At 66.5% G+C, this 24640-nt stretch carries 22 protein-coding genes; all 22 read right to left on the bottom strand.

Translation table 11 applies throughout. From position 1 onward, the window contains the following. Positions 1 to 201: 201 nt before the first annotated feature. The 22 genes from MSB02_RS01805 to infB all read right to left on the bottom strand — a co-directional run bounded on the left by MSB02_RS01805 (position 202) and on the right by infB (position 24637). Positions 202 to 783, bottom strand: a complete 582-nt coding sequence (locus tag MSB02_RS01805; protein ID WP_267193504.1) for a regulatory protein RecX — start codon at positions 781 to 783, stop codon at positions 202 to 204. A 70-nt stretch (positions 784 to 853) separates the two neighbouring features. Continuing rightward, positions 854 to 1930 (bottom strand): recombinase RecA, encoded by a 1077-nt coding sequence (gene recA, locus MSB02_RS01800; RefSeq protein WP_267193503.1) that lies wholly within the window; start codon positions 1928 to 1930, stop codon positions 854 to 856. A gap of 78 nt (positions 1931 to 2008) precedes the next feature. Further along, entirely contained in the window at positions 2009 to 2590 is a 582-nt protein-coding gene (gene thpR, locus MSB02_RS01795; RefSeq protein WP_267193502.1) for an RNA 2',3'-cyclic phosphodiesterase, read from the bottom strand. A 1-nt stretch (position 2591) separates the two neighbouring features. Further along, a complete protein-coding gene (locus MSB02_RS01790; protein ID WP_267193501.1) occupies positions 2592 to 3818 on the bottom strand; it encodes a nicotinamide-nucleotide amidohydrolase family protein in 1227 nt (408 codons plus the stop codon). A 2-nt stretch (positions 3819 to 3820) separates the two neighbouring features. Continuing rightward, positions 3821 to 4444: a CDP-diacylglycerol--glycerol-3-phosphate 3-phosphatidyltransferase gene (pgsA, locus tag MSB02_RS01785; RefSeq protein WP_267193500.1), complete on the bottom strand. Its 624-nt coding sequence runs from the start codon at positions 4442 to 4444 to the stop codon at positions 3821 to 3823. After that, entirely contained in the window at positions 4444 to 5739 is a 1296-nt protein-coding gene (gene rimO / locus MSB02_RS01780; protein ID WP_267193499.1) for a 30S ribosomal protein S12 methylthiotransferase RimO, read from the bottom strand. The genes pgsA and rimO overlap by 1 nt, the downstream gene beginning before the upstream one ends. Positions 5740 to 5746: 7 nt before the next feature. Next, the gene (locus MSB02_RS01775) at positions 5747 to 6244 is read right to left on the bottom strand and encodes a YajQ family cyclic di-GMP-binding protein (RefSeq protein WP_267193498.1); all 498 of its coding nucleotides are present in this window, start codon (positions 6242 to 6244) and stop codon (positions 5747 to 5749) included. A 26-nt stretch (positions 6245 to 6270) separates the two neighbouring features. Beyond that, entirely contained in the window at positions 6271 to 7065 is a 795-nt protein-coding gene (locus MSB02_RS01770; protein WP_267193497.1) for a helix-turn-helix domain-containing protein, read from the bottom strand. A 29-nt stretch (positions 7066 to 7094) separates the two neighbouring features. Beyond that, positions 7095 to 9158, bottom strand: coding sequence for a DNA translocase FtsK (locus MSB02_RS01765; RefSeq protein WP_407653145.1), 2064 nt, complete (start codon positions 9156 to 9158; stop codon positions 7095 to 7097). Between the two features lie 206 nt (positions 9159 to 9364). After that, entirely contained in the window at positions 9365 to 10195 is an 831-nt protein-coding gene (locus MSB02_RS01760; RefSeq protein ID WP_267193495.1) for an undecaprenyl-diphosphate phosphatase, read from the bottom strand. After that, positions 10196 to 11854 (bottom strand): ribonuclease J, encoded by a 1659-nt coding sequence (locus MSB02_RS01755; RefSeq protein WP_267194101.1) that lies wholly within the window; start codon positions 11852 to 11854, stop codon positions 10196 to 10198. A 90-nt stretch (positions 11855 to 11944) separates the two neighbouring features. Beyond that, on the bottom strand, positions 11945 to 12841 hold the full coding sequence (gene dapA / locus MSB02_RS01750; protein ID WP_267193494.1) for a 4-hydroxy-tetrahydrodipicolinate synthase: 897 nt from the start codon (positions 12839 to 12841) through the stop codon (positions 11945 to 11947). Positions 12842 to 12964: 123 nt separating this feature from the next. Next, positions 12965 to 14182 carry an aspartate kinase gene (locus tag MSB02_RS01745; RefSeq protein ID WP_267193493.1) on the bottom strand — a complete coding sequence of 406 codons (1218 nt, stop codon included), beginning with the start codon at positions 14180 to 14182 and terminating at the stop codon, positions 12965 to 12967. 4 nt (positions 14183 to 14186) lie between these two features. Beyond that, positions 14187 to 14966: a 4-hydroxy-tetrahydrodipicolinate reductase gene (gene dapB / locus MSB02_RS01740; RefSeq protein ID WP_267193492.1), complete on the bottom strand. Its 780-nt coding sequence runs from the start codon at positions 14964 to 14966 to the stop codon at positions 14187 to 14189. A gap of 15 nt (positions 14967 to 14981) precedes the next feature. Continuing rightward, positions 14982 to 16232, bottom strand: coding sequence for a M16 family metallopeptidase (locus MSB02_RS01735; protein ID WP_267193491.1), 1251 nt, complete (start codon positions 16230 to 16232; stop codon positions 14982 to 14984). A gap of 79 nt (positions 16233 to 16311) precedes the next feature. Continuing rightward, on the bottom strand, positions 16312 to 18483 hold the full coding sequence (locus MSB02_RS01730) for a polyribonucleotide nucleotidyltransferase (RefSeq protein WP_267193490.1): 2172 nt from the start codon (positions 18481 to 18483) through the stop codon (positions 16312 to 16314). A gap of 114 nt (positions 18484 to 18597) precedes the next feature. Beyond that, on the bottom strand, positions 18598 to 18867 hold the full coding sequence (rpsO, locus tag MSB02_RS01725) for a 30S ribosomal protein S15 (RefSeq protein WP_267193489.1): 270 nt from the start codon (positions 18865 to 18867) through the stop codon (positions 18598 to 18600). 144 nt (positions 18868 to 19011) lie between these two features. Further along, complete coding sequence (locus MSB02_RS01720; RefSeq protein ID WP_267193488.1) at positions 19012 to 19938, bottom strand: bifunctional riboflavin kinase/FAD synthetase; 927 nt, start codon at positions 19936 to 19938, stop codon at positions 19012 to 19014. Further along, positions 19935 to 20852, bottom strand: coding sequence for a tRNA pseudouridine(55) synthase TruB (gene truB, locus MSB02_RS01715; protein WP_267193487.1), 918 nt, complete (start codon positions 20850 to 20852; stop codon positions 19935 to 19937). Before truB ends, MSB02_RS01720 begins: the two co-directional genes overlap by 4 nt. After that, positions 20852 to 21826 (bottom strand): DHH family phosphoesterase, encoded by a 975-nt coding sequence (locus tag MSB02_RS01710; protein WP_267193486.1) that lies wholly within the window; start codon positions 21824 to 21826, stop codon positions 20852 to 20854. The genes truB and MSB02_RS01710 overlap by 1 nt, the downstream gene beginning before the upstream one ends. Beyond that, the gene (gene rbfA, locus MSB02_RS01705) at positions 21823 to 22194 is read right to left on the bottom strand and encodes a 30S ribosome-binding factor RbfA (RefSeq protein ID WP_267193485.1); all 372 of its coding nucleotides are present in this window, start codon (positions 22192 to 22194) and stop codon (positions 21823 to 21825) included. Before rbfA ends, MSB02_RS01710 begins: the two co-directional genes overlap by 4 nt. A gap of 4 nt (positions 22195 to 22198) precedes the next feature. Further along, the gene (infB, locus tag MSB02_RS01700; RefSeq protein WP_267193484.1) at positions 22199 to 24637 is read right to left on the bottom strand and encodes a translation initiation factor IF-2; all 2439 of its coding nucleotides are present in this window, start codon (positions 24635 to 24637) and stop codon (positions 22199 to 22201) included. Positions 24638 to 24640: the final 3 nt, after the last annotated feature.

The following is a 24640-nucleotide window of genomic DNA, read 5'->3' as shown; positions in this document are numbered from 1 at the left end:
CGATAGAGTTCGGTTCGTCTATGGATACGATACGTGCACCGACCCCTTTCGAGGCGGTGCCGACTTCATCTCACTGAAGAACCACACGACACGCCCGACGTCTATCGGAGCGTCTCGATCGCATTTGCCGTGGCAATCGTACTCGGGAGGGCTATGTCACGTCAAGAGAGACGCACCGCCTGAGCAGGGATAACGGGATGCTCAGCAGGCATCCTCCGGTTCGGCGGTCCCGGAGGGCGACACGCATGACCTGGCGGCTTTGAGCGCATCCGAGGTGGAGAACCCTCGGCGAACGAGACGCGCGGCAAGCCGGTCCACAGAATCCGAGGGACGGGACAGACGGCGTGCCATCTCGAATGCACGCTCGTCCTCCCCCTCCGCAGGCGCTACCGCATCGAGCGCGCGCGCTGCGCAGTCGTCGACGATACCGAATCGGCGCAGCTCACGAAGTGCGCGCTGTCGTCCGAACCCCCGTAGGATGATCATGGTGCGCGCCATCTGCTCAGCGAAGCGCTCATCATCGAGCAAGCCTGTATCCGTGAGCCACGAGACGGTGTCGGCGACGATAGACTGCAGATACCCGTCGTCCGTCAACCGGTCAGCCATCTCCGTAGTGCTACGTTCTCGATACGCCAGCAGCCGGAATGCGCGCTCACGGGCATGCTGAGGCTCGATCTCGAGACGGCGGACGAGCACCTCATCGAGGGCGATGGTGTCACCCACCTGTAGTCCGAGCGCCTTGACGATTGCGGCGGGCATGATGGCCCACTGATCGCCGCTCACGTGCACCTCGCGCCGCTTTGAGCCACGGCGCGAGGTGATCGCCGTTACCTCGCCGTGCTCCATGAGGGATCTACGCGCCGGTCTTCTTGGCTGCCGTTTCGCTCTTCTTGCCGGCGGCCTCGTCGGGCTTCTGTTCTGCGGTCTTTCCATTGCGCGAGGTGAGACCGAGCTTCTCGCGGATCTGCTTGTCGATGGTGTCCCGGAGATCGATGTGCTCTCGCAGGAAATCCTTAGCCGCTTCACGGCCCTGGCCGAGACGTTCTTCACCGTAGTTGTACCAGGCACCTGACTTCTGGACGATGCCCTCCTCGACGCCCAGGTCGAGCAGGCTTCCCTCCTTGGAGATCCCCTGACCGTACATGATGTCGAACTCGGCCTGCCTGAACGGAGGCGCGACCTTGTTCTTGACCACCTTGGCGCGGACCCGGTTGCCCACGAGATCCGTTCCCTGCTTGATCGAGTCGATGCGACGGATGTCGATGCGGATGGAGGCATAGAACTTCAATGCTCGTCCGCCGGAGGTCGTCTCAGGGCTGCCGAACATGACGCCGACCTTCTCGCGCAACTGGTTGATGAAGATGCAGGTCGTTTGCGACTTGTTGAGCGAGCCTGCGAGCTTGCGCATCGCCTGGCTCATGAGACGGGCCTGCAGGCCTACGGTGACGTCACCCATCTCCCCCTCGAGCTCCGCTCTGGGAACGAGCGCCGCGACCGAGTCGACCACGATCACGTCGATGGCGCCGGATCGCACGAGCATGTCGGTGATCTCAAGAGCCTGCTCACCGGTGTCGGGCTGCGAGATGAGAAGGTCGTCGATATCGACGCCCAGGCGTGCGGCATACGACGGGTCCAGCGCGTGCTCAGCGTCTACGAACGCGGCGACGCCGCCGGTCCGCTGCGCCTCGGCGACGATCTGGAGCGCGAGAGTGGTCTTGCCCGAGGACTCGGGACCGTAGATCTCGACGATGCGGCCACGCGGAACGCCGCCGATGCCGAGAGCGGCGTCCAGGGCCAGCGAACCCGTGGGGATCGAGGCCACCTGCTGAGTGGCTGCATCCTCTCCCAGCCGCATCAGAGAACCTTTGCCGAACTTGCGCTCGATCTGCTCGCGTGTGAGATCGAGGACTTTGCTCTTGTCCTGTTCCATCGGTGCCTGCTCCTTATCCGGCTCGTGCGACCCCCTGAAGGCTGCATCGAACGTACACGAACACGTGTTCGATGTCAATCAACCGGCCAGGGGTATGACAGCGTACTGGTCGTAGATCGGCCCCCGCTTGGTGAGCGTGGACGTGAACAGCGTAACCGCCGCCACTGACACGCTGGCGGAGTCACCCTGTGAACGGAGCTGTGAGGCGGCTGCGTCGATGGCCTCAGCGGAGATGCGTCTTCGCTCGCGTGTGCGGCAGAGGGTCACGTGGGTGGTGAAGCCACGGTGTCGTGCGGGCGGCCGGCATGACGTGCAGGCCGACGCGAGAAGCGACGCGAGTCCGGCGGTAGGGTCGCTCGCCGTCGAGGGCGTCGCCCAGAGCATGGAGGCGGCCCGCAACGAGGGCGTCGCTCGCACACTGTCGATCGACACAAGGTACGGCGTCATGTCCGCCAGGGCCCTGCGGGCGGCATCGGCCGCATCACGCAGACCGTTCTCCGTCATCTCGCCGAGGAAGAGCGTCGTGATGTGGAGGTTCGCAGGCTGGACCCACTTCTCGCCTGCCCACGACGGATCGGAATCGAGGATCGTGTCTCGGGCGAGGATGAGTGCGTTTCGTGCGGGCTCTGGCAACGCTATGGCGAAGAACGCACGCGGCACGTCATGACTCCAGGAGCGTGCGACGCAGAAGATCGAGCGCGGTCGTACGCGCCCGCTGACGGACCATCCCGCGGTCTCCACCGTAGCGATGCACCTCAGTGTGAGTGGCGGCTCCCGTTGCGGCGAGCGCGAACCACACGGTGCCCGTGGGCCGTTCGATGCTGCCTCCGGTGGGACCCGCGACGCCCGTCGTGGCGACGGCCACGGTGGCGCCGGGGAGCCGGAGCGCTCCCTCGGCCATGGCGGCAGCCACCTCGGCTGAGACGGCGCCGTGCGCGGCCAGGAGCCCGGGATCCACGCCGAGCAGCGCGGTCTTGGCGTCGTTGGCGTATGCGACGACCGAGCCGGTGTACATCACCGAGGACCCGGGGACATCGGTGATGGCCGAAGCGACCAGTCCTCCGGTGCATGACTCCGCGGTGGCGACGACGGCCGAACGGGTGGTCGCCAGCCTGACGACCGTCTCCGCGAGCGTGGAGCCGTCCGTTGAGAAGCACGTGTCCGCCAGCGCCTGCTCCGCGGCGGCGCGGGCGTCCTCAAGCGGTCCGGGATCTCCCGTGGTGGACACGAGGATGACGTCGACCGTCCCCGGCCCTCCGAGCAGCGTGAGATCGACGCCGGGATAGCGCTCGAGTTGCGGCAGCACGCGATGACCGGCGTCTGATTCCGTGATGCCCACGCACCGGAGCGTGACCGGCGGGGCCGAGGCGACACGTCCGGCAAGCGCGACCCGGAGCATGGGGCGCATCTCATGCGGTGGCCCGGGGAGCAGGACGAGCGTGTGTCCGTCGTGATCGACGATCTGTCCGGGCGCGGTGCCGGTCGTCGCGGGTAGCACGACCGCGCCCTCGATGATGTCCGCCTGGTGGAGCAGCGATACGGCGGATGAAGGCTCCCTGTGAGGTGAGATGCGGGCGACGAGCTCCTCTTCGATACGCGCGTCACGCAGGAGGGCCCGTCCAACGACGTGTGCGGCCGCCTCGCGGGTGACATCGTCGTGGGTGGGTCCGAGGCCACCCGTGACCACAACGAGCGTCCTGCGCGCTATCAGGTCGCTCAGGGCCGTGGCGATCATGTCACGGTCGTCGGGTACGGAGACCATCTCGCTCACGATGTAGCCCGCGTGTGCCAGTGCGAGCGCGACCTCGGCGCCGTTCGTGTCCAGCCGGTGTCCCGTTGTGAGCTCGGTGCCCACGGTGACCACTGCCGCGGTCTCGAGACCCGCCATGATCATCCCTCCCGCTCCCACGGCCCGGTGAGGATGTCGCGGGCGTGGTAGAAGTAGTCGATCATCGAGATGACCGTCATCACGATGGCCGCCCCCATGATGACCCAGGAGACGGTTCCGAACAGCTGTTGGCCGGTGCTGCCTAGGAGGTCCTGCAGGAGCGCCGAGTCCTTCAGCAGGAAGCATACGATCGCCACGACCTGCAGGACCGTCTTCACCTTGCCGTGCGAGGATGCCGCTATCACTCGCCCTTCCGCGACCGCGACCATGCGCAGTCCGCTCACCACAAGCTCCCTGCTGATGATGACGAGGGCGATCCACGAGGGCAGCCGTTCGAGATCCACCAGCGCCACGAGAGCCGCCGTGACGAGCAGCTTGTCGGCGAGCGGGTCGATGAACTTGCCGAAGGTGGTGATCTCGTTCCGGGAACGGGCGATGTGCCCGTCAACAGCATCCGTGGCGGCGAGAATCGCGAAGATCAGCGCGGCGAGCCACGGTTGGGCGACGAGCCACCACGAGGGCGCGACGATCCCGCTGGGCAGCTCGCCCAGGAGCACCACGAGGAACACCGGGATGAAGACCATCCGGAGGATCGTGATCCGGTTGGCGAGGTTGATGTCGCGCATCACGGCACCTCTCCGATGAGATCGTAGCCTGCCGAGCCGGTGACGAGCAGGTCCACGAACGTGCCCGGCGCCACGTCGGCCTCGATGAACGTGACGCCATCGACCTCGGGCGCCTGCCCGCAGGTACGACCGTACAGGTCACCATCTTCGTCGGGACCCTCGACGAGGACGGTGTACGTCTCCCCCACCCTCCCGGCGGCGCGCTCGATGCCGGTCTCGTCGGCGATGTCCCGCAGCCGCTGCGCGCGCTCCTCGGCGATCTCTGTGGGTACCTGGCCCGGAAGGCGTGCGGCACGGGTGCCGTCTTCAGGCGAGAACACGAAGACCCCGGCGTAGTCGAACCGCGCATCGCGGACGAACTCCTCGAGCATCGCTGCGTCGTCGTCGGTCTCACCGGGGAAGCCGGCCATGACCGTGGTGCGTAGCACGACATCGGGCAGGGCCGCACGTATCCGGTCGAGAAGCGCACGGAGCGTGCCGGGGTCCCCGGGGCGCCCCATACGACGGAGGACGGCTTCCGAAGCGTGTTGGACGGGGATGTCGAGATAGTGGCAGATGTGGCGTGACGACGCGATCGTCTCGAGGAGGGCGTCCGTGACCCCGTCGGGCTGGACGTACATGAGCCGGATGCGGAAGTGCCCGTCGATGGCGTCGAGTCGGCGCAGGAGCGACGAGAGGTCGCTGTCGCCGGACAGGTCCACGCCGTACGATGCGATGTCCTGACCGACCAGCACGATCTCGCGGGCGCCATGTTCGATGAGCCAACGCGCCTCGGCGACGATCGCGTCGGGGGTGTCCGAGACGAACGGGCCCCGGATCGAGGGAATGGTGCAGTACGCGCAATGGCGGTCGCAACCCTCGCTCACCTTAAGGTACGCGGTGGGTCCGGGGGCCAGGCGAGCCCTCGCCCCGGTGGATCCCGCCGCGATATCAAGGAGGGCGCCCAGCGTCTCGAGCAGCCGGTGCTCTTGGTCGACCGGTACGAACGCGTCGGCCTCGGGCATCGCTTCGGCGAGATCGGTGCCGTAGCGCGACGGCAGACAGCCGGCCACGACGATCCGACGCCCGGGACGTTCCGTACGCCAGCCGGTGTGCAGGTCGAAGAAGCCGGCGATCGACTCCTCCACCGCGGGCTGGATGAAGGCGCATGTGTTCAGGACGACGATGTCGGCGGTGGCCACGTCGTCGGTGAGAGCCAATGCGGAGCCATCGACGGCCGCCGCCATCCGATCGGAGTCCACCTCGTTCTTGGGACACCCGAACGTCACGAACGCTATGGACGGTGTGTCGGCCACCATACGCCTAGCGATAGTTCACGAACTGGAGGGGTATGCCGTAGTCCTGTTCCTTGAGGAACGCGATGACCGACTGCAGCGCGTCGCGGCTCGGGGAGGACACGCGCACCTTGTCCCCCTCGATCTGCACCTTCACCTTGAGCTTCTGGTCACGGACGTCCTTGTTGATACGCCGTCCGATCTCCTGGTCGATGCCGTTCACGATAGAGCCCGTCATCCGGGACGTGCCTCCCGACGACGCCTCGGCCTTTCCCCAGTCGACAGCCTTGAGGTCGATGGACCGCCGCACGAGCTTGGTGGCGAGCACGTCCCTCACCTGGCCGAGGACGAAGTCGCTCGGGGCGGCGATCGTGATGGCCGAGGCTGAACGGTCGAACGCGATCGTCGCACCGCTGTCCTTCAGGTCGTAGCGCTGGCTGATCTCCTTGACGGCCTGCTGGACGGCGTTGTCCACCTCCTGCAGGTCCACCTGTGACACGACGTCGAAACTCTGGTCTTTCGCCATGGGGACTCCTATCGATCGAGCGCCTGCTACTCGGAGGCGCTGAGGGTCAACTCCGCGATCTCATCGCCTGAATCGGGCATCTCCACCGGGACGCCGTCGCGGGTGATCGTGACGGCGTCAGGCTTGCCGGCGCGCACCACTGCCGACGTGGAAACGGTCCATTCTTTCGATTCGCCTCCGGGCATCGTGCCTTCGTACGCGAGCAGCCCGTCCACCAGCACGCGGACCCACGACGAGTCCCCTGGCGTGACCACGACAGCGAGGGTGAACGAACCCTCGGGCGGTGTCGTGACGCCCGCACCGGGAGTTGTGGTCTCGGTGGATACTCCGGGTGCCGTCGGGGTCGCAGTCGTCTCGGGTGCGATCGGCGGTGGCGTGTCGTCCCGTCCGGCCAGGGCTGCGATGCCCCAGAGCAGAAGGATGACGATGACGGCGGCGACCGCCACGATCGCCAGGGTCCTGCCGGGGATCGCATGCATGTCGCGACGGTGCGGTACAAGGGTCCGCTCCGGGATGCGCTTGAGAGAGCCGGTATCGTCGACGGGCGCCGAACCCTCGGCGACGACGGGCTGGTCGGGCTCGGCGCGTTCCGCCCCGATGTCCCGCGCGTACTCCTCGAGGAACGGCTTGGCGTCGAGGCCAAGGGCCTGGGCGTAGTTCTGGATGTAGCCTTTCACATACGGCTCCGCAGGCAGGTCATCCCAGCGCCCGTTCTCAAGGGCGTCGATCTTGCGAGCCATGATGCGAGTGGTCATGACGATGTCGTGCGTCGTCTTGCCCTGAGACCGTCGCTCGGCCGCGAGCTTCTTACCGACAGGCATAGAGCCACCCTCTCTCGCGGTCGCGACCCCTACACGCCATCCTCGCGCTCCTCACGCTCAAAGTGCTTGAGAGCCTCGAGCTCGCCAATGTCGACCAGGACCTCTCGAGGCCGGCTTCCGTCGGGCTGTCCGACGATGCCTTTCGATTCGAGCATGTCCATGATACGTCCGGCACGAGCATACCCGACCTTCAGGCGTCGCTGCAGGAGTGAAGTGGAGCCCATGCCGCTCGTGACGACGATGTCCGCTGCTTCCCACACCAGCGGGTCGTCGTCCTCGCCGCTCTCGAGGGAGCCGCTCGGACCCGTGACCTTGAGGTGAAGGATCTCCTCATGGTAGTCGGGCTCCGCCTGTGACTTGACGTGGTCGACCACCGCACCGATCTCGGCTTCCGAGACGAACGCGCCCTGGATGCGCTTGGGCTTCGGCCACTGCGGGGTGGAGAACAACATGTCGCCGAGGCCGACGAGCTTCTCCGCGCCCGGCTGGTCGAGGATGACGCGGCTGTCGATCCCCGAGGAGACCGCGAACGCGATCCTGTTGGTGATGTTGGTCTTGATGAGCCCGGTGATGATGTCCGTGGACGGCCGCTGAGTGGCGACGATGAGGTGGATGCCCGCAGCACGGGCGAGCTGCGCTATCCGGCAGATGGAGTCTTCCACTTCCTTGGCTGCGACCATCATCAGGTCGGCAAGCTCGTCGATGATGATCACCAGGTACGGGAGTTCGGTAGTGCCTTCCTCGGCCTTGCCATCGCGTACCGCCGCGTTGTACTGGGCGATGTTCCGGACCCCGGCCTTCTGCAGCTTCTTCAGACGGGACTCCATCTCCCCCACCGCCCAGTGCAGCGCCGAGGCGGCTTCCTTGGCCTCCGTCACAACGGGAACGTAGAGATGCGGAACGCCGTTGTACAGGTTCAGCTCGATGCGCTTGGGGTCGATGAGGATGAGTCGTACCTCCGCGGGCGTGGCGCGCATGAGGATCGACATGATGAGCGCGTTGATGCAGACCGACTTGCCGGTTCCCGTGGAGCCGGCGATCAGGAGGTGCGGCATGGTGGCGAGGTCCGCGGCGATGTTCTCCCCGGCCACGTCCTTGCCGATCGCGAGCATGAGCGGGCGCGGGTCCGCGATCAGTCCGCTGTGGAGGACGTCGCCGAGCGTGACGGTCGTGCGCCCGGTGTTGGGCACCTCGACGCCGACGTAGCTCTTGCCCGGGATGGGCGCAAGGATACGTATGGTGGGGGCCGCAAGGGCGAGGGCGATGTCGTCGGCGAGCGCTGTGACGCGGTTCACCTTGACCCCCTTGGCGATCTCCATCTCGAACATGGTGACCGTGGGTCCCGGGATCCAGTTGACGACCCTGGCGGGGATGTCGAAGGTCGCGAAGGTCTGCTCGATCAGGCTCGCGGTGTGACGGAGCTCCTTCTCCGAGGCCTTGTGAGAGGCCGCGCTCTCCGGTGTGCGCGACAGAAGCGCCGCCGACGGAAGTTCGACGCCTTCGAGCGCGCGCGGTGCGAGGGAGGATGGCGTGGGGAGCGTGGGCTTGGAGACCTGGGGGTCGCTCCCCCGTTTGGAGGCCCGTGACTTCGCGGCCGGCGACGGCTCGGGGATCTCGAGCTGCTCCTCGAAGTCCTCGAGAGGCATCGTCTTGGCCGCGCGCCGGCGGCCCGAGGGCAACGGTGCGGGCTCTTCGTCGGCAGCGGACGTGAAGATCCCGCGGACCCGCTCGAGCACCTCCGTGATGGACAGGCCGGCGATGACGAGTCCGATGAGCGCGAGGGCCGCCGCCACGACGTAGGCGATGGCCTCCCCGAGCAGACCGACGAGCGCCCAGGCGATGCCGCCTCCGACATAGCCGCCGCTCTCGATAACCACGGCCTGCTCCCACTGGGTGGCGGGATCGTTCCCCACCGAGACCATCCCCAGGACGGCGACCAGCAGCAAGCCGAGCCCCAGGCCCACACGGACCTCATCGACCTTGAGGGTGGTGATGAAGAACGTGGCCGCCCACAGGACGACAAGCACCGGTATCACGTAGGCGCCGATGCCGAAACCGGCTTTGAGCAGGGTGTCTATCGTTGCGGGGATCATGCCCGAGGGGCTCGTGTACACGGTGATGCCGAGCGCGATCGCGAATGCGCCCATGACGATGCCGACTATCTCGTGACGGCTCTCGGCGTCGAGGACGCTTTGTGGAGCGGCAGCCTGAGCGCGTGTCTTGGCGGCAGGCTTCTTCTTACCGCTGGTCTTCGACTTCTTGCTGGTGCCGCTCGGCATCGGCCTTCTCCTCGTGGATGTCAGAACAGGACGCTCGAGACGAGTATGGCGGTACCGACGATGGCCGTGTACACGGCGAACGCCGCAAGCGAGTGCTTCCTCACATAGGGTAGCAGGAGCGCGATTGCGCCGTACCCGACGATTGCGGTGGTCAGAAGGCCTATCGCAAGGGGACCTGCGGCCGGCAGCGCCTCACCGCCGACGATCACGTCGAGCAGGACCTTCTTGGCGGTGGCGGCGAAGATGATAGGGATGGAGAGCAGGAACGAGAAGCGTGCCGCTTCCTCGCGCTTGATGCCCAGGCCCACGCCGGCGGCGATAGTGGTGCCCGAGCGTGACAGCCCAGGCGCCACGGCGAACGCCTGAGCGACCCCGATGGCGAGCGCCTGCTTCATGGGGATGTCCTCAGCGGCCTCCACGGCGTGAGAGGAGCGTCGCGCGAAGACCTCGGCCAGTGTGAGCAGGATCGCTGTGACCACGAGGAACGCACCGGTGATGGTGACCTGAGAGGACGCAGGCAGCGTCTCGACGCCATCCACCATCGGTTCCAGAGCGAGCGCGATAAGCGCGCTCGGGATGGTGGCGGCGATGATGAGCCACGCGAGACGCTTGTCACGGGCGCGCTCCTCGGTCTTGGAGAAGACACCGAGGATCAGACGCCAGACGTCACGACGGAAGTACGCGACCGTCGCGGCAAGCGTCGCGGCATGCAGCACCACGTCGAATCCCAACCCGAACCGATCCCAGCCGAAGAGCGACGGGACCAGGATGAGGTGCCCCGAGCTCGAGATCGGCAGGAACTCGGTGGCGCCCTGGGTGATGGCGAGGACGATCGCTTGGAGAACGGTCACCTATACCTCCATCACGGTGGGGATGATCATAGGACGACGTTTGGCCGTCTCCCAGACGTACTGGGACACGGCGTCATGGAGCGCCTTGCGGATGACCGCGGGATCGGTCACGCCTTCTGCGGCGGTCCGCTTGAGCACCTTGTCCACCCGCGTGCGTATACCCTTGAGCGCCGCCTCCGTGTCAGAGCCGAGCACGAGCCCGCGTGTGATGACCTCGGGGTCACCGACGACGGTCCCCTTGCGTGTGTCGATGGCGACGACGATCATCGCCAGGCCGTCGCTGGAGAGCAGCTGGCGGTCCCGCAGCACCACCTGGCCCAGGTCGCCTACGGTCAGGCCGTCGACGTAGACCACGCCCGACTCGACCGGTTTGCCGCGGCGTACCCCGGATTCATCCATCTCGAGGCAGTCGCCGTTGTCGAGCAGGAACACGTTCTCCTCCGGGATGCCCACGGACTTGGCGAGCTCGCGGTGGGCGTGCAGATGCCTGATCTCACCGTGAACCGGCATCATGTACTCCGGCTTCACGAGGTTCAGCATGAGCTTCAGTTCCTCGGCAGATGCGTGGCCGGACACGTGGACCCTGGCCATCCCCTTGTGGACCACGTTCGCGCCCGCATGGTAGAGGCGGTTCATCACGCGGCTGACCGCCTTCTCGTTGCCCGGGACCGGGCTTGCGGATATGACGACCGTGTCGCCCTCTTCGAGTTTGACGGTGCGATGGTCGCCGTTGGCGATCCGGGCAAGCGCTGAGAGGGGCTCTCCCTGACTGCCGGTGCACAACACCACGACCTGGTCAGCGGGCAGGTTGCCCATCGCGTAAGCATCGACGATGTCATCATCGGCGATATGGAGATAGCCGAGATCGCGCGCGATCCGTGTGATGTTCACCATGGACCTTCCCGTGACCACCACCTTGCGGCCGCATGCCACCGCAGCATCGCAGATCTGCTGGACGCGATGGACATGTGAGGCGAACGACGCCACGATGATGCGCTGTTGCGCCGAGGCGAAGATCGATCTGAGCGACGAGCCCACCACGGCCTCCGACGGTGTGTGGCCGGGGTTCTCGGCGCCTGTGGAGTCACTGAGCAGCAGGGTCACGCCCTGCTTGGCTGCTCTGGCGAATCCGGCGAAATCGGTGAATCGGCCGTCGATCGGCGTCTGGTCGAGCTTGAAGTCGCCGGTATGCAGCACCGTTCCCGCAGGAGTGCGGACGTACACCGCGACACCGTCGGGGATCGAGTGGTTCACCGCGAAGAAGTCCAGGCCGAACATGCCGAGATTGACGTGTCCGCCGGGCTTGATCTCACGGAGCTTCGGCTTCTTGATTCTATGCTCTTCGAGCTTACCCGCGATGATGCCGAGCGTGAGCTTGGTGCCGAGCACCGGTACCGGCGCCCCGAGGTCCTTCAGGAGGTAGGGCAACGCTCCGGTGTGGTCCTCGTGACCGTGGGTGATGATGATGCCCCGCAGCTTGTCCTTGCGCTGCACGATGTAGCTGTAGTCGGGCAGGATCAGGTCGATTCCGGGGTGGTCGTCGTCGGGGAACATCAGGCCGGCGTCGATCACGATCATGTCGTTCCCAAGCTCGAGAACGGTCATGTTCTTCCCGATACCGTCAAGACCTCCCAGAGGGATGACCCTAAGGCGGTTCATTTTCGATGTCATGGACTGCTCTGTGTGCTCCTTCTCGGTCTGGCGGCAGAATGGTGGTGCGTCGTGCAACGCCCCCTTGACGGCGGCGTCTCAGTCGTTGAGCAGGTGAAGTCGGCGCATGATGGTCGCGAGCTCGAGTGTCTGGTCATCGCTCGCGGGGATCAGCGGCAGGCGGCACCCGCCCACCGGGAACCCTGCGAGTTCGAGCGCCTTCTTGACCATGATCGGATTGGCGGTCATGAACAGTCCCTTGAACAGCGGCATCAGTTCGAGATGGATCTTGAGCGCCCGGGTGTGGTCGCCGGAGGCCTGCGCTGAGAGCATCTCGGCGAGCTGAGGTCCGGCCACATGCGAGGCTACCGAGATCACGCCCGTGGCGCCGAGACCCATCATCGGGAGGGTGTCTTCGTCGTTGCCGGAGAGAACCTCGAAACCGAGCGGCGCCCCGTCGATGATCGCGGCGATTTGCGTGAGGTTGGATGACGCCTCCTTGACCGCGACGATGTTGTCGAAGTCCGCCGCGAGACGGAGCGTGGTGGACGCCTCCAGGTTCACCACCGAACGTCCGGGGATGTTGTAGAGGATCACCGGGACATCCACAGCGCTCGCGATCGAGCCGAAGTGTCGGTACAAGCCCTCTTGCGGGGGCTTGTTGTAGTACGGGACGACCGCCATGACGCCGTCGACGCCGAGCTCCACGACCTTTCGGGCGAACGCGACGGAGTCGTCGGTGCAGTTGTCTCCGGCATTCGCTATGACGGGAGCCGATCCGTCGACGGCCTCGAGGACGGCCTCGAACAGGCGCAGCTTGTCGTCGTAGAAGACGGTGGGCGACTCGCCGGTGGTACCGCAGACGACCAGTGCTTGGGTCCCCTGGTCGATCAGCCGGCGTGCCAGCTCCTGGGCCCGCGGAAGGTCAAGCTCGCCGTCGTGGTCGAACGGCGTGACCATGGCTGTGAGAAGCCGTCCGAATCGAGGCTCGGTCATCGTGGGTAGCCCCCTCAGCATCAAGGCGTTGTCCGGACGCCCGGTTGCGTACGTGTCTATCCGAAGTATTGTGCCACACCCCGCCTACCAGCGCGGTCGTTGGCAGCCAAGCGTCACCTTCGCTCAGCTAGAGAGGTCGAACGCATCGTGCAGCGCGGACACCGCGATGACCGCCTCGTCGGCCGGGACCAGCACGGATATGGTGGTGTGACTGTCCGCTGTCTGGAGGAGGTTGACGCCCGCCTCCGCGAGCGACTCCGCCACGCGCGCCATGACACCCGGTACTCCGTGCATGCCTGCGCCGATCAGGGTGACCTTCGCAAGTCCCTGTCGCAGTTCGTAGGTCAATCCGCACGCCTCCAGCACGGAACATGCACGGGGCACGTCCTGCTCTCGCACGGTGAACAGCAGCGTGGTGGTGGACGGGGTGAACATATCGAGCGATACACCGGCATCCGCCATCGCACGGAACACCCGGGTGAGCGCATCCATGTGGGCGGCACCGTCGTCCTCTCCGGGGATGGTGACACGGATGCGGGCGATCCCCACTGAGTGCGACACGGCGGTCGCCACCGACGAGGGCCGATACGAAGCGATGTCGGCGACTACGGTCCCCGGGTGATCGCTGTACGTGTTGCGCACCCGTACCGACAGGCCGCTGGAAAGCGCGAGCTCGGCCGCGGGCGTGTGCACGACGCGTGATCCGTGTCGCGCCATCTGGAACAACTCGTCAGCGCTGAGGCGTTCGAGAACCATGGCGGCGCCGCACGACCTGGGATCCGCGGTCATGACACCATCGACGTCGGTGTAGATCTCGACCGCGTCGGCGCCGAGTGCCACGCCGAGCGCGCACGCGGTGGTGTCGCTTCCGCCGCGGCCGAGGGTGGTGACGCGGCCGTCGGGTCCCACGCCCTGGAAACCGGCGATGACCGGCACCTGGCGCGCATCGATGGCGGCGATGACCGCCGCGGGATGGATCTCGGTGATCGTGGCGTTCTCGAACGTGCCGTCGGTGCCGATACCGGCCTCGGCGCCGGTCATCGCGAGGGCATCGATGCCCGCGTGACGGAGTTCGTGTGCGACGATGACCGCGGAGACCACCTCGCCTGTCGATGCGAGCAGATCCCGTTCACGCGGGTCCGACGGCAGCGACCCGATCAGACCAAGAAGCGTGTCCGTGGCATACGGGGCGCCAGCACGTCCCATGGCCGAGACGACGACCACGGGCGATGCGTCACGCTCGAGCGCCTCGGTCACCCGGGCCGCGATCGCTGAGCGTCCCTCGGGACGCGCCACGGACGTCCCACCGAACTTCATGACGATGATATCGGACGCGGTCACGGGGTCACTCCTCCATGAGCCGTTCGAGGCCGACGATGAGCCCGTTCCTGCCGGTGACCTTCCGTACGGCGAGGATGACGCCGGGCATGAAGCTGGTGCGGTCGATGGAGTCGTGGCGCAGGGACAGCGTCTGGCCCTGGCCACCGAAGAGGACCTCCTGGTGAGCTACGAGCCCCGGAAGACGCACCGAGTGGATGGTGACGTCATCGACGAGCGCGCCACGAGCGCCGTCGGCGATCTCCGTCTCGCGACCCGGGCTTTCAGGCACATGGTCGCGTGCCGCTGCGATGAGCCCGGCCGTTCTGAGCGCGGTGCCGCTGGGAGCGTCGGCCTTGCGGTCATGATGCAGCTCCACGATCTCGACGTGAGGCATGAACCGTGCCGCTTCGGCGGCGAAGCGCATCATCAGGACCGCTCCGATGGCGAAGTTGGGTGCGACGAAGAGGCAGGCGTCGTCTCTCGCGCGCGCGGCGAGGTCTTCGAGCGTCTGCACAGGGAGACCTGTGGTGCCCACCACGCAGTGGACGCCGCGAGCTAGCGCCGTCTCGATGTTGCCCGCGACCACCGACGGGTGGGTGAAGTCCACCATCACGTCGGGCCGGGTGGCCTCGAGCGTCTCGGCCAGGTCACCGGCGTACGCGAGACCGGGGGAATCCTGCACCTGCTCGCCCGCGTGCGCGGGATCCACAGCCGCCACGAGGCGAAGATCGTCCTCCGCCGAGACGGCGCGGACGACCTCGCTCCCCATGCGGCCTGCGGCGCCGCTTACCAGGACCGTGATCACGTGGCTCTCCTCCCCTTACACGAGGTGTGCGACAGCATCTTCGCCGAACGGGGCGATGATGGCGAGTGCGTTGTCACCGTTGAAGAGCGTCTGCGCGAGACGCTGGACGTCGTCGAGTGTGACCGCATCCAGGCGTGTGATGATCTCGTCCAGCGAGAGCAGCTCCCCCTGGGTCACCTCCGACTTGCCCAGGCGCGTCATGCGGTTGCGCGTGCTTTCCAGACCCAGGATCATCTGCCCCTTGATCGACTCGCGAACGCGGTCGAGTTCGTCGGCGGTTGCCTCGCCCTTCACCAGCTTCTCAGTCTCGGCCTTGATCAGTTCGATCACCTGGACCGCGTTGTCGGGACGGGTGCCAGCGTATACGGCGAAGTCCCCGGTGTCCTGGAAATGGCTGTGATACGAGTAGATCGCGTACGTGAGACCGCGCTTCTCCCGCACTTCCTGGAACAGACGGGAGGCCATGCCGCCTCCGAGGATCCCGTCGAGGACGGCGAGGATGAAGCGGTCCTCGTGACGCGAGGGCAGACCGGCGACGCCCCACATGATGTGCGCCTGCTCGGTGTCCTTGGTGAGGACCTTCAGGCTCGGCTCCGTCACCGGGGTCGCGTGGACCCGCTCGGAGCGTGTGGCCGCGGGGAGGGTGATGTGGTCCGAGACCATCCGCACGAGCGCCGCATGGTCGATGGCGCCGGCGGCGGCGACCACGATGTTGCCGGTGGTGTAGTGGCCCGCATGGAAGGCGGCCGCGTCGTCGTGACCGAAGCCGCTGACCGTCTCCCTCGTGCCGATGACCGGCAGTCCGAGCGGATGAGAGGGCATGAGGGTCTGCGAGAAGAGTTCGTGCACCTGGTCGTCCGGCTGGTCCTCGTAGCGGGATATCTCCTCCAGCACGACCTCACGTTCGGAGCGGCATGCGTCCTCGGCCAGCGACGCGTTGACGATCATGTCCGAGAGGATGTCGACGGCCTGGGGCGCGTGCTGGTCGGTGAGCCGAGCGTAGTAGCAGGTGTACTCCTTGCTCGTGAACGCGTTGAGCTCGGCGCCCAGGCGGTCGAACGATTCGGAGATCTGCGCCGCTGTGCGGGTGGGGGTGCCTTTGAACATCATGTGCTCCATGAAGTGGGACATCCCGGCTTCCTGCGGCGTCTCGTCACGGCTGCCCACTGCGCACCAGATGCCGAGCGCGACGGAGCGCACCGTATCCATGGGTTCGGTGATCACCGTGATCCCATTGTCGAGGACGGTCTTGTCGTAGAAGGTCATGTGCGGCTCCTGTGGTCGTGAGCGGCAACGGCCCGAGGCGCGTGAGCGCTCCCGGGCCGTCGGACGTGTCGCTGCAGTACTAGTGCCGACGGCGCGGCTTGCGGTCGCCGCCGTGGCCACCACGATCGCCGCGGTCGTCACGACGTGGAGCGGGCGCCTCGGCGCCCTCCGGCACGTCGAACTTCTCGATCAGGTCGAGCGAGACCTTCCCGCGGTCGTCGATCTCCTGGACGATGACCTCTACCTCGTCACCGATGTTCAGCACCGACTCGACCTGCGCGATACGGCCCTTGGCCATCTTGGAGATGTGCAGGAGGCCGTCCTTGCCGGGGATCAGCTCGATGAACGCGCCGAACGGCTGGATCGAGACGACGCGGCCGGTGTACTTCTCGCCGGGCTCGACGTCACGGACGATCGCCTTGATCCGGTCGACCGCTTCGATCGCACGCGCGTCGCGGGCGGCGACGTAGATCGTGCCGTCATCATTCACGTCGATGTCGGCTCCGGTCTCCTCCACAAGGCCCTTGATGACCTTGCCGCCGGGGCCGATGACGTCACGGATCTTGTCGGTCGGGATCTTGATGGTGATGATCCGCGGCGCGTAATCCTTGAGCTCCTCGCGCGGTGCGTCGAGGGTGTCGAGCATCTTGCCGAGGATGTGGGCGCGGCCGTCCTTGGCCTGCGTGAGCGCCTCGGAGAGGATCTCCACCGAGAGGCCCTTGGCCTTGTTGTCCATCTGGAGCGCGGTGATGCCCGCCTCGGTGCCGGCCACTTTGAAGTCCATGTCGCCGAGGAAGTCCTCAAGCCCCTGGATGTCGGAGAGAACGGCGTAGCGGTCGCCTTCCTTGATGAGACCCATCGCGATGCCGGAGACCGGCGCCTTGATCGGCACACCGGCGTCCATGAGAGCCAGCGTGGAACCGCAGACGGACGCCATGGAGCTCGAGCCGTTGCTCTCGAGCACCTCGGACACGATGCGGATCGTGTAGGGGAAGTCTTCCTCTGCCGGGACCATGGGGAGCAGCGCACGTTCCGCGAGCGCCCCGTGTCCGATGTCGCGACGCTTCGGGCCGCGCATGAACCCGGTCTCGCCGGTGCAGAACGGCGGGAAGTTGTAGTGGTGGATGTAGCGCTTGCCCTCGGCCACGTCGATGGTGTCCAGGCGCTGCCACTCGTTCAGCATGCCGAGCGTGAGGACCGAGAGGACCTGCGTCTGACCACGGGTGAAGAGCCCGGTTCCATGGGCGGTAGGCAGGTAGTCGACCGCGCACGTGATCGGCCGGATCTCGGTCACGCTGCGTCCGTCAGCCCGCTCGCCCTCTTCGAGGACCATCTCACGCATGGTCTTCTTCTCGAGGGCCTTCAGAAGCCCCTTGATGTGCTTGGTGTTCGCGCTCAGCTCAGCCTCGTCGAACAGGCCCTTCAGCTCCTCCTTGACGGCGGCGACGGCGTCCATGCGCGCGTGCTTGTCAGGGTTGTGGAGTGCGGCTTTCATCTTCTCGGCGCCTTCCGAGAAGATCCGGTCGCGCAGGTCGGCCGGCGGTTCGTCGATCTTGACGTCCATCGGCGTGATGTCGAGCTTCGCGAGGAACCGTTCCTGCACTGCGCAGAACTCGCCGATCGCCTCCTGGGCGAACGTGAGGGCTGCCAGCATATCCTCCTCGGAGACTTCGTTTGCGCCCGCTTCCACCATGTAGATCGCGTCACGGCTGCCGGCGACCACGAGGTCCAGGTCTGATGCCTCGGCATCATCGAACGTGGGGTTCACGAGGAACTCACCGGATTCATCGCGGGAGATCCGTACGCCAGCCAGAGGCCCCTCGAACGGGATACCGGCGGCCATGAGGGCAGCCGAGGCCCCCATGATGGAGATGACGTCGATCTGATGCTCCTGGTCCGCCGAGAGCGCGGTGACGATGACCTGGACGTCGTTGCGGAATCCGTCGGCGAACGCCGAGCGGATCGGACGGTCGATCATGCGGGCGGTGAGGATGGCCTTCTCGCTCGGCCGGCTCTCACGCTTGATGAAGCCGCCCGGCAGACGCCCGGCGGCGTACATGCGTTCTTCGAAATCGACTGTCAGCGGAAAGAAGTCAAGATCCTTCGGCTCCCTGCTTGCCGTTCCGGTGACAAGGACGACGCTATCGCCCTGGCGTACGAGCACCGCTCCGCCGGCCTGCTTGGCAAGCTCCCCGGTCTCGAGCGTGTACTCCTGTCCGTACAGTTCGAACTTCTCAGTTACCTTTCCCATCCTCTTCCTCTTCTCCGGTCCGGCGCCCCCTTGGCGCGGACCTCTCGTTGGCGGGGCCTCGTGCCCCTACGTCAGTGAAGGCGGGGTGTTCCCCGCCTTCACGTGGTACCTGTTCTAGTTGCGGAGCCCAAGCTTCGCGACGATGGCGCGGTATCTCTCGATGTCGTTCTTCTTGAGGTAGTTGAGCAGACGCCTGCGCTGGCCGACGAGCTTCAGCAGCCCCCGACGGCAGTGATGGTCGTGCTTGTGAGTGCGGAGGTGCTCGGTGAGATCGCGGATGCGCTGCGAAAGGAGCGCGATCTGAACCTCTGCGGAGCCGGTGTCGCCCTCGGTGCGGGCGTGCTCGGCGACGATAGCGGACTTGACGTCCTTCTCGAGTGCCATATTCTCTTTCACCTTTCCTGGGGAGTCGCCCGGCGCCGAGAGATGCGGTGGTGAATCGCAAGTCCAGGGACCGGGTCATCAGTGTAACCGTCGTAGTATAGCACACACGGTGCCGGGCGGCGCCAACGTGCGGGACGTCAGACGTCAGAGTCCGACGTGGCGACGTACCTGCGCGACGAAGTCGCTGATCGCGAGCGCAAGCTGGTCCTCGCTCGCATAGCGCCGGTGCTCCCCGATCCGCTCGATGAACTCGACCACGAGCGCGGCGCCGTACAGGTCGCCGTCGAAGTCCAGGAGGTGGGCCTCGAACCGCGAGGTGGCATCCGTGAACGTCGGCGGCAGTCCGATCGAGACCGCGGCGCGGTAGGCGTCCGTGCCGTGGCGCACCCGTGCGGCATAGACGCCGGGACCCGGCAGCGCCATCCGGTCATCGAAGGAGAGGTTTGCCGTCGGAGCGCCCAGGCGTCGACCCCTTGAGCGTCCCCCGACGACCACACCGGAGAGACGGTGAGGCCGTCCCAGCAGAGCGGCGGCGGACGCGACATCGCCGGCGGCCACGAGCCCGCGTATGCGTGTGGACGTCACCGGGGCGCCATCGCGCATCACCAGTTCGTGAGCGATGACCTCGAAGCCGTCCCTCACACCGCAGGCCCTGAGCGTGGAGACGTCTCCGGCGGCCCGTGCGCCGAAACGGAAGTCCTCTCCTACGATCACGATGCGTGGAGTCAGCATCCGCATGAGCACGTCGTCGATGAACGATTCGGGTGACACCGCCGCGAGGGTCGAGTCGAACGGTACGACGAGGACGACGTCCGGACCGAGCTCGGCTATGAGGGCGAGCTTGTCTTCTAGCGTTGTCAGCTGAGGCGCCGCACGGCGCGGCGTCACGACCTGGTCGGGGTCCCGGTCGAAGGTGACGACACAGCACGACAGACCCTCGTCATGGGCGGCCTCCACGGCATCGCGAATGAGTGTCTGGTGGCCGATGTGCACACCATCGAAGACGCCGAGCGCCACTGCGGTCTCACCGACGTGTCCGTGTTCGGTCCGGTGCCACACGACCTCTGTCATCGTGCGACCTCCGGAACGAACACGGTCTCCGGTACTAGCGAGGAGCCGCTGAGGCGGTAGACCGCGCCGAGGCGGCCATCGACGACGATCGAGACGCGGTCACCGGTGCCGGGCGCGAGACCTGCAGGCGCGGGCAGCGCACGCCCCGTGCGGACGGATGCGGGGTCGCCGGTGGTGTGCGGGAAGCCGAGCGCCGGGAGCGGGTCGACGAACAGCGACGGCAGCCGCCCGTCCGACGCGGCGGCGCAGGCATCCTCCAACGTGACGGCGTGCTCAAGGCCGAGGGTGCCCGCATGCGTCCTCCGAAGCGCCGACAGGTGCGCATCCGTACCTGCGACGGCCCCGATGTCGCGTGCGAGAGAGCGGATGTAGGTCCCCTTGGAGACGGAGAACCGCACCTGCCACGTGAGCCCGGAAGGATCGATGGCCGACAGCGCCGCTTCGTACACCTCTATCTCACGCGGCTCCATAGTGACGTCCGCCCCGTCACGGGCAAGCCGGTACGCCGGCACCCCCTGCCGCTTGATCGCGGAGAAGGCGGGGGGTATCTGTGTCTGAGGACCGAGGAAGGTGGCAAGGATCCGCTCGGCCTCGAGAGCATCGAGCACCGATGGCGGGACCGGGCTGGATGACACCACGTCGCCATCCGCATCGAGGGTGTCCGTGGCGGTGCCGAACTCGATATGCGCCAGATATGACTTGCGATCGACCGATAGGTAGCGCGCCAAACGTGTTGCGGAGCCGACGAGCACGATGAGGACTCCGGTGGCCATCGGATCGAGGGTCCCCGCGTGGCCGATACGCTTCTCCCCTGTCGCCTTCCTGAGCCGGGCAACGACATCGTGGCTGGTGCAGCCCGCCGGTTTGTCGATGACCAGCACCCCAGAGAGACCGGTCGCCCCCCGGCGTGCCATCAGTCGCGACCTCCGGGAAGAAGCGGAAGCACCGCCGCGAGCGCATCGTCGAGCCCACCGGGAAGCGTCACTCCCGCCGCAGCGCGGTGCCCTCCCCCGCCGAGCTCACGCGCTGCCGAGCCGACGTCGGCGGAGTCTTTCGCGCGGAGACTCACGCGTGACTTGCCATCGCCGTTGACCTTCACCAGGAAGACCGCTTCGACGCCGCCGAGCGCCCGCACGTGATCGATAAGGTTCTCACCCTCGGCGGGACGTGCTCCGGTCTCCACGAAGTCCGCGTCGCGGACCCAGGAGTACGCGACGCGACCGCCGTTGGCGAAGGTGATACGGCCGAGGGCGCGCGACAGCAAGGCCTGTGCTCCAGCGGACCGGTTCTCGTAGATGGCCGAGTAGATGTCGTTGGGGACGGCGCCGGCAGCCACCATCTCGGCAGCCACCCGGAACGTCTTCGCGGAGGTGTTGGAGTAGCTGAAGCGACCGGTGTCGGTGAGCAGCGCCGCGTACAGACAGGTGGCGGTGCGCGAGTCGGGCTCCACGCCGAGGTGACGTGCGAGCTCCCATACGAGGCATCCGGTGGCTGCGGCCTCGGGGTCGAGAACGGCTATGGCATCACCGGGGGTCGCATCGGGATGGTGGTCGATCATGATCAGGGTACGGGCGGCCCTTGCAAGCGGCTCGGCCAGCACGAGGCGCCGTGGATCGGGGCTGTCGAGCGCAACGAAGACGTCCGGCGCCGCCGCGTCCTGGGCCAGGATGAACCGGTCCGCCCCCGGAAGGAACGCGTACGTCGATGGCAGCGGGTCGTTGGTGGGCAGTACGGGTGCAGAGTCGATACCCGCGCTCTCAAGTACGAACATCAGGCCGAGGGCCGACCCCACGGCGTCGCCGTCTGGGTCGACGTGCGCACCGATGAGCACGCTGTCCGCCTCACGGAGAGCCCGGGCGGCCTGGGAGAATGCGTCCGGCAGCGTCACGAGCCGTCCTCATCCTGGCGCATGGTGGGAGGCACGTTCTTGAGCGCCTCGGTGATCCGCATGCTCTGGTCGAGCGTCGTGTCGAGAAGGTAGCGCAGTTCGGGGATCACCCGCATCTGGACCCGCCGGGCCAGACCGGCGCGGATGCGCTTATCCGCCGAGCGGAGACCCTCGAGCAGCGCTTCGTACTCCTCATCGCCACCGTGCGTGGTGACATACACGTTGGCGAGGTTCAGGTCGGCCGACACCTCCACGGACGTGATCGTGGCGAAGTCGAGCCGCGGGTCTGCGACGTCGTCTCGAAGGACCTCGGCGAGGGCCTCACGGACGCTCTCGCCGAGTCTGCGTGTGCGCGGAGTGCTCTTCATCAGCCTACTCCTCGCGTGCGACCTCGACGGTGCGGTAGGACTCGATGACGTCGCCGACCTTGAGGTCCTGGAAGTTCTCGATGCCGATGCCGCACTCGTATCCCTGCTTCACCGACTTCACGTCGTCCTTGAAGCGCCTGAGCGAGTGGATCCTGCCGTCGTGGATGACGGTTCCGTCGCGCACGATGCGCACCTGGTCGTCGCGGGAGATCTCGCCTTCCTGGACGAAGCACCCCGCGATCACGCCCGCCTTGGGCACCTTGAAGAGGTCGCGCACTTCGATGTGGGCGGTGTCGCGCTCCTCGATCGTGGGCGCGAGCATGCCCACGCGCGCGGCATTGATCTCTTCGATGGCCTGGTAGATCACGCGGTACAGCCGCATGTCCACCTTCTCCTTGTCCGCAAGGGCGCGCGCGACCGGGAGGGGCCGTACGTTGAAACCGATGATGATGGCATCGGAGGCGGCGGCGAGCATCACGTCGGTCTCGGTGATGCCACCCACGCCGGAGTGGATGATGTTGATGTGGACCTCGCTCTGGTCCATCTTGTCGAGGGCGTCTCGCAGCGCCTCGATGGACCCCTGCACATCGGCCTTCACCACGAGGTTCAGGTCCCTGATCTCGCCTTCCTGGATGCGCGCGAAAAGGTCATCGAGCGTCACCCGTGACTTCTGCTCGTGCTCGAGCAGACGCTGGCGCAGAGCCCGGTCCTCGGCGAGGTCTCGCGCGTCACGCTCGTCTGCAAAGACGCGGAACTCGTCACCGGCGGACGGCACGCTCGAGAGTCCGAGCACCTCCACCGGATCCGCCGGGACCGCCTGGGCGACGGTCTCGCCCAGCGGGTTGACGAGCGCCCGGACACGTCCATGGCTGGTCCCGGCCACGAGAGCGTCTCCTACGCGCAGCGTACCGCGCTGTACCAGGACCGTGGCGACAGGGCCGCGGCCTTTGTCGAGCTTGGCCTCGATCACCACGCCCGAAGCGTGTGCGCCGGGATTGGCCTGCAGCTCGAGCATGTCAGCCTGGAGGAGGACCATTTCGAGCAGGTCGTCGATGGCGACACGCTTCTTCGCTGAGACATTGACGAAGATGTTGGTGCCGCCCCACTCCTCCGGCACGATCTCGTGCTCGGTGAGCATCTGCTTGACCTGTTCGGGGTTGGCGCCATCCTTATCGATCTTGTTGACCGCAACGATGATGGGGACGCCGGCAGCCTTGGCGTGATGGATCGCCTCGACCGTCTGCGGCATGACGCCGTCGTCGGCCGCCACCACGAGGATGACGATGTCGGTGATGTTCGCGCCACGGGCACGCATCGCGGTGAACGCCTCATGGCCCGGGGTGTCGATGAAGGTGATCTGACGCCCGTTCTTCTCCACGATCGACGCACCGATGTGCTGGGTGATGCCGCCCGCCTCGGTATCCGCGACACCGGTCTCGCGGATAGCGTCCAGCAGAGACGTCTTTCCGTGGTCGACGTGACCCATGACGGTGACCACAGGAGGACGCGGACGGAGGTCGTCGGGGTCGTCCACGAATGTGAACCCGGGTTCCTCTTCGGGTGTCACGACCTGGACCTCCACGCCGAGGTCCTCGGCGAGGATATCCATGGCGTCAGGGCTCATCGGCTGGTTCACCGTGTGCGGGTCGCCGAGCATCAGCAGACGCTTGACGACCTCACCCGCCGGCACCTCGAGCGCTTCGGCGAACTGCGCCACCGTCGAGTTGATCGGTATGGTCACGACCGTCGTCTCGACCTGTGGCTTCTCGTCACCGGTGATGTGAGGGTGCACGGGAGCTTCCCGCCTGCCCGACGGCTTCTTGGACTTCTTCTTCTTGCTCTTCCGGTCCTGGTGGCTCTGCACCATCTTGGCAGCGTCGGCGATGAGATTGGTGGCCGGCGCGGCGGGGGGCTGGGCGGCCTCCGCGTCCTTCGCCATCTGGCGGTAACGGTCCGCTTCGGCCGCTTCGGCCTTGGCGGCCTCCGCGGCGAGTGCGGCCCGCTCAGCCTCGGCCTTCTTCGCCGCCTCCAGACGTGCGGCCTCCTCGGCTTCACGCCGGGCGCGCTCCTCGGCCTCCCGGGCGGCTTCCTCAGCCTCGGCTTTGGCCTTGGCGTCTTCAGCCGCTTTGCGCGCTGCCTCCGCCTCGGCGCGTGCGGCGGCCTCCGCGGCCGCCTTGGCCGCGGCTTCGGCTTCGCGCTGCGCCTTCTCTCGTGCGGCCTTCTTCTCTTCGGCAGCGGCTCTGGCGGCCTCCTTGGCCTCCATCTCCTTCTGCTTCTCTTCGATGACGTCGGCGAGGTCCTTCCGGATCTTGTCGACGTAGGCCTCGACGAGAGTGGACGCATGGTTGCGCGCCGGTATCTTGAGCCGCTCGAGGTGTTCGAGCAACTCCTTAGAGGTCATCCCGAACTCCTTGGCGAGTTCGTGCACACGCATCGCAGGCATCAG

This window comes from Anaerosoma tenue (assembly GCF_023161965.1).
GTDB classification, from domain to species: Bacteria; Actinomycetota; Coriobacteriia; order Anaerosomatales; family Anaerosomataceae; genus Anaerosoma; species Anaerosoma tenue.
Note: the sequence above shows the minus strand (reverse complement) of the source record. Positions and strands in the feature narration are given on the sequence as shown.